Origin of the sequence: Limosilactobacillus reuteri subsp. reuteri, assembly GCF_000016825.1 — a bacterium.
GTDB classification, from domain to species: domain Bacteria; phylum Bacillota; class Bacilli; order Lactobacillales; family Lactobacillaceae; genus Limosilactobacillus; species Limosilactobacillus reuteri.
The window spans coordinates 1463686-1476178 of sequence record NC_009513.1; the positions used below are offsets into that span (position 1 = coordinate 1463686).

General features: G+C 34.2%; 13 protein-coding genes. 6 read left to right on the plus strand and 7 right to left on the minus strand.

The window, feature by feature from the left end; genetic code table 11:
- Positions 1-81: 81 nt before the first annotated feature.
- The 3 genes from LREU_RS07405 to LREU_RS07415 form a co-directional block, all read right to left on the minus strand.
- Complete coding sequence (locus LREU_RS07405) at positions 82-621, minus strand: hypothetical protein (RefSeq protein WP_003664443.1); 540 nt, start codon at positions 619-621, stop codon at positions 82-84.
- 70 nt (positions 622-691) lie between these two features.
- The gene (locus tag LREU_RS07410) at positions 692-1174 is read right to left on the minus strand and encodes a GNAT family N-acetyltransferase (protein ID WP_003668712.1); all 483 of its coding nucleotides are present in this window, start codon (positions 1172-1174) and stop codon (positions 692-694) included.
- Positions 1175-1318: 144 nt separating this feature from the next.
- Positions 1319-2650 (minus strand): dihydrolipoyl dehydrogenase family protein, encoded by a 1332-nt coding sequence (locus LREU_RS07415; protein ID WP_003668713.1) that lies wholly within the window; start codon positions 2648-2650, stop codon positions 1319-1321.
- A gap of 225 nt (positions 2651-2875) precedes the next feature.
- Between LREU_RS07415 and LREU_RS07420 the strand changes: the two genes are divergently transcribed.
- Together LREU_RS07420 and LREU_RS07425 are read left to right on the plus strand one after the other, a co-directional pair.
- Positions 2876-4057, plus strand: coding sequence for an ammonium transporter (locus tag LREU_RS07420; RefSeq protein WP_003668715.1), 1182 nt, complete (start codon positions 2876-2878; stop codon positions 4055-4057).
- A gap of 75 nt (positions 4058-4132) precedes the next feature.
- Complete coding sequence (locus LREU_RS07425) at positions 4133-4663, plus strand: hypothetical protein (protein WP_225355116.1); 531 nt, start codon at positions 4133-4135, stop codon at positions 4661-4663.
- A 523-nt stretch (positions 4664-5186) separates the two neighbouring features.
- On the opposite strand, the gene LREU_RS07430 is transcribed toward LREU_RS07425, so the two are convergent.
- The 4 genes from LREU_RS07430 to LREU_RS07445 form a co-directional block, all read right to left on the minus strand.
- Positions 5187-5504: a DUF8462 domain-containing protein gene (locus LREU_RS07430; protein ID WP_229281113.1), complete on the minus strand. Its 318-nt coding sequence runs from the start codon at positions 5502-5504 to the stop codon at positions 5187-5189.
- A gap of 198 nt (positions 5505-5702) precedes the next feature.
- Entirely contained in the window at positions 5703-6290 is a 588-nt protein-coding gene (locus tag LREU_RS07435) for an AAA family ATPase (RefSeq protein WP_003668721.1), read from the minus strand.
- 182 nt (positions 6291-6472) lie between these two features.
- The gene (locus LREU_RS07440) at positions 6473-9235 is read right to left on the minus strand and encodes a TOTE conflict system archaeo-eukaryotic primase domain-containing protein (RefSeq protein WP_011953530.1); all 2763 of its coding nucleotides are present in this window, start codon (positions 9233-9235) and stop codon (positions 6473-6475) included.
- Between the two features lie 70 nt (positions 9236-9305).
- Positions 9306-9620 (minus strand): hypothetical protein, encoded by a 315-nt coding sequence (locus LREU_RS07445; protein ID WP_003664448.1) that lies wholly within the window; start codon positions 9618-9620, stop codon positions 9306-9308.
- Between the two features lie 290 nt (positions 9621-9910).
- Between LREU_RS07445 and LREU_RS07450 the strand changes: the two genes are divergently transcribed.
- The 4 genes from LREU_RS07450 to LREU_RS07465 are packed head-to-tail and all read left to right on the plus strand — an operon-like array spanning position 9911 to position 12458.
- The gene (locus LREU_RS07450; protein ID WP_003668724.1) at positions 9911-10762 is read left to right on the plus strand and encodes an ABC transporter ATP-binding protein; all 852 of its coding nucleotides are present in this window, start codon (positions 9911-9913) and stop codon (positions 10760-10762) included.
- Between the two features lies 1 nt (position 10763).
- Positions 10764-11615: an ABC transporter permease gene (locus tag LREU_RS07455; protein WP_003668726.1), complete on the plus strand. Its 852-nt coding sequence runs from the start codon at positions 10764-10766 to the stop codon at positions 11613-11615.
- Between the two features lie 2 nt (positions 11616-11617).
- A complete protein-coding gene (locus LREU_RS07460; protein ID WP_003664454.1) occupies positions 11618-12070 on the plus strand; it encodes a LytTR family DNA-binding domain-containing protein in 453 nt (150 codons plus the stop codon).
- 1 nt (position 12071) lies between these two features.
- Complete coding sequence (locus LREU_RS07465; protein ID WP_003664455.1) at positions 12072-12458, plus strand: DUF3021 domain-containing protein; 387 nt, start codon at positions 12072-12074, stop codon at positions 12456-12458.
- The last annotated feature ends 35 nt before the right edge of the window (positions 12459-12493 follow it).

Sequence of the window (12493 nt, forward strand, 5' to 3'; positions counted from 1 at the left end):
GATGACTCCTCCTAAATCACATACTCTTACTAAAGTTTAGCATATTTAGGTTTACTTTAATAAGATCTTGTATTGGTCACTTTATTTCTTTCGCCGCACTGCTTCTCTAATCTTGGGATAGCGAACCATTAAGCAGGCCCCATAAGTAAAACTAGTTGCGACATTTAACACCCAGATGAACCAGGCGTTGTGACTACGGAAAAATGCGATTGTGGATAAGTCTTTAAGAACCTCTTCAAACAGTTCATGTGATATTTCCGTAGCATTAATATGGGCCCCATAAAATACCTCAACACTGATGCCAATTGCAAATGAAACAAGCCAGCCCACAAGATACGGCCAATTCCTTTTAACCTTCAAAATTGGTCGTTGATGGGAATCTAGTTTATTGGTGTCTTTAATCTGCGTTTTGCTTGCCTGTAGAAAGCCAATCGAAGCTCCTAAGATTAGAAGAATAATTGTAAGTCCAGCGGCCGTTAAAGATCTGACGTTTTCTAAACTCAAGACCATCATAATTGCAGAATACACGGGGATAATTATTAGCTCAAATCGTGTTACCTTTTCATATTCAAATGTGCCTTTAATGAATTTATAGATTAATAGAATTACAAATATAGTCATTGATAATACCCTAACTTTTAAGTTTGTATTTGTATTGTACTATATGACTAAGATAGTGAAACGGCCAATTTCAGGAATAATAATCTGAGATAGCTAATGTTAGCACCAACATGTCCCGTAACAATAGACCATTTTCGTGAATAGGTTGTACGTAATTTTTAACAAAAAAGTTCCTTTTAATCTCAGTAACGCGAAAACCTATTTTCTGGTAAAGGTATAACTGCTTAAAGCTCGTACTCCCAGTACCAATTTGCAATTGTTGATAATGATGTACCTTTGCAAAGTGAACGGCATCCTGCAATAGCCTGGTTGCTATTCCTTGATTTTCAAGCCGTGGATCAACAGCAATATTCTTTATTTCTAATTTATCCGATGTAAGTTCTTGCAAAACCATTACAGCAATAGGATGACCATCTTTAGACTGTACGAAAAGCATCCCTGATTGCAGATAATTTTGAACTAATTTCTTACTTGGATCAGCACTGAGAAGCAAATCCCAATGTTCAGGAGTTACTGTCGTTACTAATTCTATCCTTGTATCGTTATTAGTCATTCGACAATCCCTCATCCATACTATTGATAGTTAGAAACTGCTGATGAAGCTGTTTTGAAAATTTCATTACTCAAACTCCTTTTTTCCATTAAGACTGTTTGCACACATTTTCTTATTAAGGAGACTAATTCCCACTTACATTACTTAAGGCAACAACCCAGCAACCTTATCACCTAACGTTGGATAAATCGCCATTACTTTTTGGCGATACTCATCCCCATTAATCTTCAAACCAATAATTGGCAAGAAGTTATTAATATCATCAGCCGCATAATCGCCAATTTCACTTGCCCCTACCAATTGCTGATCTTTAAAGACTAAAGTAAGGGTACTGATTTGATCGTTTTGGCCCGCGTAAAGACTACCATATTTTAGTGAAACTGTCTTAACTTGATATTGTGAGTCACCAGTGACATCATCTGGATTAACACCGGCACGGGCAACCTCTGGGAAGGTAAAGGCTGCTTGACCAATTGTCGGGTAAACAATATCTTGATCCGTTTTACCTGTTAAATAGTCAAAAAGATATTGACCCTCAAATTCAGCGACCGGTGTTAATTTAGGTTGTTTCCGATTAACAACATCCCCAATTGCGTACACCCCGTCAACCGTTGTCATCAAGTGATCGTCGACATTAATACCATGACGATCATATTCAATATCAGTATTTTCAAGCGCTAATTTTTCGATATTTGGATGACGACCAGTTGCATCAAGTACATAGTCAGCTTGTACTTCACCATGATTAGTTATAACGAGCAAGCCATCTTTCCTTTGACTTACTTTTTGGGTATCAGTATTAAAGCTAAATTTTATTCCCCGTTGCTTCATCGCATTAACTAGCACTTCATCTTCCGCCTTTGTAAATTCACGAAGGACGCGGTCAGAATGAACAACGATTGTTACTTCAGCGCCAGCAGCTGCTACAAGGGTTGCTAACTCTAAGCCCACAAAGCCAGCACCGATTATCGTAATCCGTTGTGGAAGTTCTTTTAACGAGAGGAGGTCATAACTGGTATAAAGATATTCTTTACCAGGAATATCCAGAATATTTGGTGTTTGCCCCGTCGCAATAATAATATGATCAGCCCGGTATTGGTGACCATTTACAGTAATAGTATGGTTATCAACGAAACTTGCGTAGCCGTCTTCAATATCATAACTTTTCTTAATAATATCGCGAGTTTCACCTGGCCATGGATCAAACCGCTTAAGCTTAGTCTGCATTAATGCTTCCCAATCTAATTTTGCTGGTTGACTAATGCCTCGACCAAGAAGTTGCTGAGATTGGAGGACAGTCCGGGCTGCTCCCTCCAGAAAAATTTTGGGCTCGCATCCATAATTAGGACAAGTGCCCCCATATTCGAAGCCCTCGATTACCAATACTTTACGGTCGGTTTTAGCCAAAAGATTAGCCATTTTATAGGCTGCTGGTCCTGATCCGATCAGAATATCATCATACTTTTTCATGTTCATCCCTCCAGATTCTTACATTATTGAATCAAGTGTAACTTAAGTAATGAAAAGAGTACAAACGTTTTGTTTCGTCGTATAAAAATATTAATCAAAACTCAATTAATACTTATCCTCTTTCATCATGAAAACGAATTCAACTAATGATTTAACAGTATTTTGTCTAACCTATTGTATGATCCATTCAAGAATGATAGATTAGCCTTTAATTATTAGGAGGTGGTCTACATGTTAAAAGTTAATACATTATTTATCATGACCGCCAGTATTCTCGTGTTATTGATGACACCAGGACTGGCTTTTTTCTATGGTGGTCTAGTCAATCGGCGCCACGCTAATAACATGTTGCTAACTGTTTTTATGATGTGTGGCTTAGCCGTGATTCTCTGGATTACAGTAGGCTATTCTCTTTCATTTTCCGGCAACCATTGGGGAATAGTCGGAAATTTAAATAATATATTAATGATTCATGTGCCAATCGATGCTATCACTAAAACCGGTATTCCAATTGGTGATTATGCAATGTTTATGATGATGTTTGCAATTATTACCCCGGCAATCTTTTGTGGATCGGTCGTCGGTCACGGACGCTTTAATTTTTTAGTAATGTTTACCATTTGCTGGTCTATCTTTGTTTACTACCCCCTTGTCCATATGGTTTGGGCACCACATGGACTATTAGCAAGATTAGGGGCAGTTGACTTTGCTGGTGGATTAGTTGTTCATGTAAATGCGGGGATAACGGCCTTAATCCTTTCAGCCTGGGTTGGTCGACGGAAAGATGTTCGTTCTCAACGCAATAATTTATCGTGGGTATTAATTGGAACAGCCCTTTTATGGATTGGTTGGTACGGCTTTAACGCTGGTTCGGCCCTCGCCGTTAATGATACGGCCGTGCAAGCCATGTTAACAACGACCATCTCATGTTCAAGTGCAATGGTAACATGGATGTTATTGGATCGTTATCAGTTTAATCATGTTACCCTAGCTGGTGTCTGTAACGGTGCAATTACCGGTTTAGTAGCAATCACTCCTGGAGCAGGTTACGTTACACTAGGTGGTTCAATGATTATTGGAATAGTCGGTGCAATCGTTAGCCAATACTTTATTACTAAGATCAAACCACAACTGCCAATTGATGATGTTGTTGATGCATTCGGTTGCCATGGAGTTAGTGGTATCTGGGGAAGTATTGCAACTGGTATTTTTGCTAGCCATCAGATCAGTCATCTAGTACCTAATGGGCTTTTATTTGGTGGCGGTTTGCACCTTTTGCTTGTTCAAATCTTCGTTACCTTATTGACAATTATATTTATCGGTGTGATGGATATTATCTTAATAAAACTGCTCTCAATTATTTTACCGGTTTCGATTGATAATGAAAAACTGGCGGCAATTCAAAGTAAGTGAGCTTAAATTTTTGCTGCAAAATTAGATTATTTACGTATATATTCCTTTAGAAGCAAAAATAACATACCAGCACGCTTGCGTTATTACCAAGAACAGGTTGATCATGAGCTATTAAGACCTGGAGATAATTACTCAGTACTCAATAATTACCCTACTTATATTATTATGTTTTGTAATTTTGACTATTTTAAGCAGGGATGGGCACGATATGAATTTAATCTTACTTGTACTAGAGACCATAATCTAAAATTTGGTGATAATCGGACAGTCGTTATCTTCAATGCTCTTGCTAAAAAATTTGATAAAAATGATGAACCGATTAAGAACTTCCTTGCTTTAATGTGCAATCAAGGCGACAATAAGAATAGATTTATTGCACAGATTCAAGACGAAATTGATAAAGTCAAACAAGATCCAGAAAGGAGAAATGGCTTTATGAAGTACGAATTAAACTTAATGGACGCTAAAATGGAAGTTCGCGAGGAAGACATAAAAAAGTTAATTGACTCTCTCTATGAACTCAATATTAAACCAGAGATCATTAAACAAAAAGTTATGGAAAAATATAATTTAACTGATGATGAATATGATAAATTTCTCGAATAATAAAAAGAGTGTATACAAATGAACTTTTTGTATAGCACTCTTATTTTATTGATGTATCTGATATCCAGCTGCCCAGGCATCAGCTAATGAATCTTTTCAGGGGCAATTCCAGGATCTGGATATTGTCCTGGCAAGTAACAATACATTGTAGAACTATCTTTCCCTTTGTCCTTAGATTCTTTTGTCGACTTTTTCTTCTTATCTAATTCTTTGGTTGCTTTAGCGACTGAATCCTCGTGAGTTTTCTGTGCCTGATTATGGTTACTAATAAACCATCCACCACCAACTAGTAATAGGGCAACTACTATTTATAGCCATGGGCGGCAGTAAAATGGTTTCTAATGTTGTTTCCTGTTCATAACTAACCTCCCTTATATCTGGACTTTCTATTTTGTATCAATTATTTTCTGCTTTTATTATATAGAATTCATATGTGAACAAGATACTGCATTTGGAAAAGATTAATGCGGTTAATTAATCTTTAGGAGATTAGTTATAGGATATTCATAAATAGATAAAATTGTTAACTATAATTAACTAAATACTGGCCATCATCAAGTAAAAATTGCTTAAATAATGGCAGCGTAAATTTTAGTTTTCCATATCCTGCCGGTGTTATTAGTTGACTATCCATTAACCGCCGACGATACATTCCAATATAACCAGGCTTTCTCTTTAACTTTGTTCTTAAGTAACTAGTTGAAACAGGATACTCAGAAGCTTTAGCCATAGTCATAACAAATTGCTGATCCATAATAGATAATTCTTCAAGCATCTTACTGTAAGCATTTCGACTTAATTGGGCTTGATACTCTGTTTGAATACTATCTATGGTTTTCATCGTAATATGTTTATCCGGTGATTCCCATAAAAGATAAACAAGCAATTGAAAGGCATATGCATATGCGTCCGAAAGAAGAGCGGCGCGGCGAACCACTGCTGGCGAAATTTCCGGATCTCGTACTTTCAATGCTTGTTGATATTGCGCTCTGATATCATAGTAATTTAGTGGGGAAAGACTTATTCTTCCGCTACGTAATTAGAATGTTAATACATGATTATTTTGCAAGTCTTGAACATTTTTGGGTAATCCAGTCATGATTATTGAGATGGGTAGCCCCTCACTAATCATGACTTGATATACTGATGCTAATTCAACCATTCCCGTTACTTCTTGAGCTTCATCAATCATTACCAATACTTTCTGATTATTTTTTTCTAATATTTTTAACATTTTCTTTAATACAAGTTGATAATTTGATGTTTGTTTATCATTAAGAGTGAATTTTAAGCCTAATCCACCAATTTCAAAATTAATATCGGAGAGTTGGTCAAATATTTTTTTAATTTTATTTGTTGATTGTTGGTAAATCATTTCAGCCAAACGCCCCACCATATTATCTCCAATAATTAAATGAATAGTTATCCACGTCGGATCTTGATCAATCTGTTTGCCAACAGAATTCATAAAAACTGTTTTTCCAACTCCACGATTTCCATAAATCAAAGTAGTTCGATAAGGAGTATCAAGCGCTTTAATGTCTTTAACCAATTTTGATTGTACTTCTTCGCGATCTAATAACACAGTTGGTTGAATACCAAAACTTGGATTAAACGGATTTCTCATATTCTTTTCCCCTATTTTATATTTCTAATATAATTTTATATCTTTACTCAAGTTTTATATCTGTTTATATCTTAAATTTTATATGTAAAAAGCCAGGTAACTCCCTTCTCTAAAAAAGTTAGGAATTACTTGGCTTTTTATCAATCTAATTTTCTACTCTAATAAAAGTAATACTCATTTCATCATATTTGATATTTAGAACTAGTAATCTTTTTAGCTAATTCAGTATTTACTAATCGAATAGCTGATGAATTCTTATAAGAATTTCCCCCAAAGTTTAAATCACCATACCAACAAATTTTTTGATCAAAAACACAAATATTATTACCAATTTTTTCTTTTAACTTAAAATCGACTTTATTTGATAAAAGTTTATAGTCACAATTTCTCTGCTTTTTATCCAAAGTAAGGGAAATCTGACTAAATTTTACCATTTCATTCAACATTTCAATTTGTTTTTGATTAATCCTTTTTAAACAGATAAAAACTTTCTTAGCATTAGCAAGATCTTGTCTCCATACTGGCAAATAGTCATCTTTAGTATAGTAAGCAGTTGAATAACTATTCCATTGCTTACTATGAACAAAACTATATCCTTGTTGCTTATAGACTCTTACCCTCTTCCGATACATCTTTGCAAATGTCTCATCAGCAATATCAACATAATCATATACACGTAATTCGTCTTTTTTATCTAGGTTTCGTTCTAATCGACCAAGATATTGCTTTGTATTACCTTTCCAAGAAAAAGGTAACGTTAAAAATAATGTATCTAAACTTGGTAAATCAAATCCTTCTCCCACATATTTGCCAGTTGACAAAAGAATATATGGGTCTTTAATTTTTGATAACTTAATGGATAATTTTTGTGTTCCAGTAGTCAAATATACTTTGCTAGTTTTCTGCTTTAGTTTTGCGTAAAGTTCATTAAGATGTTTAATTCGTTCACTCAACAATAAAATATGTCTTCCTTCAGACAATGCTTGGAGTGCATCTTTTACTATTTGTTCATTACGGTCATTATTTTCAGCAATCAACCTTATCTTTTGCGCATAAGTATCACGTTCTAATTTACTTTTAGTTTCAAGAAAACTATTATAACGCGGATATATATAACGAGAAATCAAATATTCTTTTTCACTATCTTGAGCTTGGTAGAGAATATTTCCACAACGATAATACATAAAATTTTCTAATCCATCTTTTCTTTCGGGCGTTGCTGTTAACCCCAGAACATATCGTGTGTTTGCTTCTATTAAAGTTTTTTCGAAGGTTACCGCAGAAATATGATGACATTCATCAACAATTATTTGTTCATAGTCTTGAAATAGTTTTGTACGCTCAGTAGCTGATAAATGAATTAATTTACGAATATTAATAATATCGACTAATTTTGAAGGATGATTACGAGTTCCAGAAATAATTTCAATTTGTTTTTTCTTAACAGATCGTCCAGTCTTAGTTAATTCTTTATATGGCACATCCTTAATTTTCAAAAATCTTAAAGCAGCATCTCGCCATTGATTAGCAATGTTAACAGTAGACACAATAATCAATGTTCTTGCTTTACGCCTTGCAATTAGCGCACATCCAACAACCGTTTTTCCAAATCCAGTATGAGCACACAGCATCCCCAATTTATTTTTATCAATTTTATTTACTGCTTCTTCTTGTTGCGGCCGCAGGGTACCTGTAAATTCAACATTCAACGCTTTGGACAGAGTAAATTGTTCTTTTAAATAACTATGACAATTATCTTTTAATGACGACTCTACTCCTCGTGGCAATCGTAAATATTTACCATCAATTTTTGCTGCTGTTAAAATTGAAGGAACATCCCACACAGGCATACGCATTCTTTGTCTCTTAATATATTCTGGGTTACTAAAAGTAGCTAAGTTTAATAATGATAATTGCTCTTGACGCGTTAAATTTTGACGATTAATAAATATTTCCCCAGCAATAAAGCCTTCAACTTTTTTAGGAAAATTTTGCAAAAACGGGATAATTAATCTAGAGTTTTCGCCTTTTAGAATTTTCAGATCTTTAGTAATTCGACTAATGAAATTTTTTACTTCTTCTTCACTATACTTTTTTGTGCTTTCTAATTGGTCAAATAACTGTGACAGTGCTAAAGGCTGAAGATTATTATCAGTAAAAATAGACTTTTTCTCTTTTACATCACTCCATTTTAATGGCAAAGCAATCAAATTTCCAAATCCTTTTTCAGGTAATCGATCTTGATTAGGAATCATACGATCAAATGATGACAAATCAAGACTTTCACTAGTAATCATCGACTCTACTAAAATCAATTTACCAAGAAATCTAGCTGTACTTGCCGCAATTGGTTGACTAAAAAATATCCATAGATGATAACTATTACCAGATGATGATATTTCAGGAAGACAGTTAAGATCATATTTTTGGCAAGTCCTAATTACCGCCTTAGTCATTTTATAAGGTTCAGCGGCTGATTGATGTTTATCAAAATCAAAAACTAATAGCTTTGTTTTATCATCTTTTAATAAAGGATAGATCCCGTAACGATGATATTTATCTGAAGAAGAAATCTGCTCATAAATCACTTTCCTAGTATAAGGAAGATATTGTTTCTTCAGTTTTGACAATGCTTCTTTATTATTTCGCAATTGATAAAAGATTCGCCAATTTTTTAATGCTGGACTATACCCTTTACCATTACTCCACTTTTGAGCAAATACATCAGGACGACCTGCAAAATAATCAGCATATAATGCTAACTTTTCACTAGTTGTTCTTTTCTTAGCTATAAGACTTAATAATTCCTGTTCACTAACAATCCAATCCGTCCCTTTATCAGTGGTAATTGAGTAAAATTTTTCTTTAGTTTCGTAATGCCAATATACTTGAGTAACGGTAATGATATCACCGTTATTTAACGCGTATTCTTTACCTATTTCCATGTAGTTTAACTCCATTTAGCTAGCTACTATTATTACCCATCAAGATTCTCGAAATTTTAGATTAGCCAAATCATTTAACAACATCATTAATCATATCTCTTAATTCTTCGCTAAAGCCATTTAAATCTTCATCTGTAATTACTTTCTCTGATATTAACTGCAATAAAATCTGAAACATGGATCTCCTCGATGCTTCAACAATAACCCCCGGCGATTTTCGATCTGCTTTTATTCGTTTTTCCAACTTCCAAAATTTATTTGCTGCCGAACCATCACCATCTAATATTCTTTTGTATTCTTGGTTAAGTCGATTCATATATCTTTCTTGCCATTCTGGAAGCAGCTTGTTGAATAATTGCCAGTCACTTTTAGAGATATTATTCATTTCTCCTTACCTCGCTTTTACTTTAATTATACGATTAAATTGCTTTATAAAATTCGACTTTTTGCGCCTTATACTAACACCAAAGCCTACTCCACCCCAACATGGAATTCACATTCAAAGATGGTATTAAAGTTTACATAGCACTCCGCTCTTCGAATTTGGATGCTATTTTTAGTTAATCATAATTGCATTTCATATTCATATATTAACCACTTATCTTTCTATCAATCACAAATATTGTTTTTACTGATATATTCACACTATCAAATATATCAGGAGGCATTCTAATCATGTTAATTAAGGCAAATAATCTTACTAAAAGATACGGAACAAAATTAGCTCTAGATAACGTAAATTTACAGATCGATCGCGGTCAATTAATTGCTTACCTAGGTACTAATGGTGCAGGAAAATCAACTACTATCAATCTTCTTACTGGTTTAATGACGCCAACCTCCGGGATGATCGCACGCCGTCAAGGAATAAAAATTGGCGTTGTCTTCCAAGATAGCATTCTTGATAAAGAGCTTTCAGTTAAAGATAATCTTAACTTTAGATCAAACTTATATCATGAAGATCATACTGAATGGGTTCACCATTTAATTAACTTAATGGGTCTCACTCACTTTCTAAATCAGCGCTATGGAACATTATCTGGGGGACAGCGACGAAGAGTTGACATCACTCGTGCCTTGATTACTGACCCAGATATTCTTTTCCTTGATGAACCGACAACTGGATTGGATTTACAAACGCGACTTGTTATTTGGAACCTCCTTCAAAGGCTACAAAAGGAACATGGTCTAACTATTTTTCTAACAACTCATTACTTAGAAGAAGCCGAAAATGCCGATCAAATGTATATCTTAGAAAACGGCAAAATTTTAGTTTCTGGCTTAGCAACCGATATTAAACAACATTATGCACCAACTAAATTAGTGGTTACAACAAATGGACATAAGCTACAAACTAACTACTCTGAGAAACAATTAACATCTCAAAAATTTTCTTTTGATGGTCTTAATTGTTCAGAAGTTATTACATTACTACATAGCAATCAAGAATATATCATTAACTTCTCATATACCCCCGGTTCAATTAACGATGCTTTTGTCAAAATTACCGGAAAGGAGCTTCAATAATATGATCGCGTTAATTAAAAGAAACTTAAAGATTTACTTTGCTAATAAGATTGGTGTCTTGATGTCTTGCCTTGGTGCTTTAATTTCATTCTTTATTTATATTGGTTTTTTGCAGCAAAACCTGATATCTTCATGGCAATCATTGCCTCATGCAAAGGAAATGTTAGATTTATGGATGATTAGTGGAATTGTCGCCATCGCTGGCATTACCACTTCGTTTCAAGCTCTTGGTCAATTAGTCAAAGATCGAGAAAGTCGAACATGGGATGATTTAAGCCTAACTGATTTGACACCGTTCCAAATTAATTGTAGCTATTTAACTGCAACAATATTTATTAGCACACTAATGCAGATTATTACATTCTTCATCATGGCAGTTTACTTTATTTTAGTAGATAGTATTACTATTCCAACTACTGCATTGCTTCCTGGATTAGTTTTTATTGTTTTAGGTGCAATTGGCGCAAGTGCTGTTAATTTAATTATTGTTGATCTAATCCATTCTTCTACGACTTTTAGCCGCCTTTCTGCCATAATTGGCGCAGCTTCCGGATTTATGATTGCTACTTATATGCCCTATGGAACATTATCCAAATCAGCACAATTTGTAGTAAAATTATTTCCAAGTAGTTATGAGGCTGCTAGTTTGCGAAGCCTTCTGCTAAATAAACTAAGCAAAAAATTTTTACCGCCATCCAGTCGGTACCAAATGATTGAATATCTGGGTATCCACTTCAAGATTCATGGTTATCAGTTAAATAATTATAGTAATGCATTAATGATTGTGGGAATGTCTATAGTTTTAATAGGTCTTGGAGCTGTTTTGGCAAATCGATATCAGAGGAAGAGTTAATTGTGCAAATTCATTTTCAGTCAGATCCATTACTAGGTCCTGACGATCTTAATGTTACTGTGAACGCTGTTGCTAAAAACGACAAAGTTATTAAGCTGCTTAATTATTTAGATAAGTATAATCAAAAAAGTAGCTCCTTAATCCCAATAAAAACAGAAGACAGGATTTTAACTATAAAGCAAACAGAGCTTATCAAGGTAGAGGTAACCAAAAACATTCTCTCTTTTTATACAAAAAGTGATGTAATTCAAACAAACGGACGACTATATCAGGTATTAACAAGGCTTAACGAAAATTTTGTTCAAGTATCAAAACACGCCATTATTAATTTAAATCATTTACTTTCCTTAGAAGCTGGATTTACTGGTAACATGATTGCTAAATTAAATTTTGATCAACGTGCCGATGTTTCACGGAAATATCTACCAGAGTTAGAAAGAAGATTGGGACTATAAAATGATAAATTTAAAAAGGGGTATCCGTTACTTTATTCGCGGGATGGGTTATGGATCTATTACTTATCTCGCAATTATTGCATTTCTCACACATAATATGACTGTTTCTACTACTAGTGTCATTACAGTGTTCATTATTAGTGGATTGATCGGGGAATTAAGTTTTGTCTTTCAAACAGAACTACCGTATTCGATCGCTCTCGTTATTCACCTAATCGGGACCTTTATTCTATATTCTGTAATGATGCTAATCAATCACTGGCCTCTTAATTGGCAAACCATTGTAATTTTCATTATCGTCTATATCGCTATTTGGCTTTTTATTCGTTTGTTAGAAGAGCAACATATTAATCGAATTAATAAGCAAATTAGAAACAGGCAAAAATAAATTTTGTATCGCAATCATCGCTTCGTTACTAAAAT

Excerpts from the sequence above, each read along its gene's own strand:
- LREU_RS07465 (WP_003664455.1), top strand. The coding sequence starts at position 12,072 with ATGATAAATTTAAAAAGGGGTATCCGTTACTTTATTCGCGGGATGGGT.
- LREU_RS07415 (WP_003668713.1), bottom strand. The coding sequence starts at position 2,650 with ATGAACATGAAAAAGTATGATGATATTCTGATCGGATCAGGACCAGCA.
- LREU_RS07405 (WP_003664443.1), bottom strand. The coding sequence starts at position 621 with ATGACTATATTTGTAATTCTATTAATCTATAAATTCATTAAAGGCACA.
- LREU_RS07410 (WP_003668712.1), bottom strand. The coding sequence starts at position 1,174 with ATGACTAATAACGATACAAGGATAGAATTAGTAACGACAGTAACTCCT.
- LREU_RS07435 (WP_003668721.1), bottom strand. The coding sequence starts at position 6,290 with ATGAGAAATCCGTTTAATCCAAGTTTTGGTATTCAACCAACTGTGTTA.
- LREU_RS07450 (WP_003668724.1), top strand. The coding sequence starts at position 9,911 with ATGTTAATTAAGGCAAATAATCTTACTAAAAGATACGGAACAAAATTA.
- LREU_RS07455 (WP_003668726.1), top strand. The coding sequence starts at position 10,764 with ATGATCGCGTTAATTAAAAGAAACTTAAAGATTTACTTTGCTAATAAG.
- LREU_RS07430 (WP_229281113.1), bottom strand. The coding sequence starts at position 5,504 with ATGAAAACCATAGATAGTATTCAAACAGAGTATCAAGCCCAATTAAGT.
- LREU_RS07445 (WP_003664448.1), bottom strand. The coding sequence starts at position 9,620 with ATGAATAATATCTCTAAAAGTGACTGGCAATTATTCAACAAGCTGCTT.
- LREU_RS07440 (WP_011953530.1), bottom strand. The coding sequence starts at position 9,235 with ATGGAAATAGGTAAAGAATACGCGTTAAATAACGGTGATATCATTACC.
- LREU_RS07420 (WP_003668715.1), top strand. The coding sequence starts at position 2,876 with ATGTTAAAAGTTAATACATTATTTATCATGACCGCCAGTATTCTCGTG.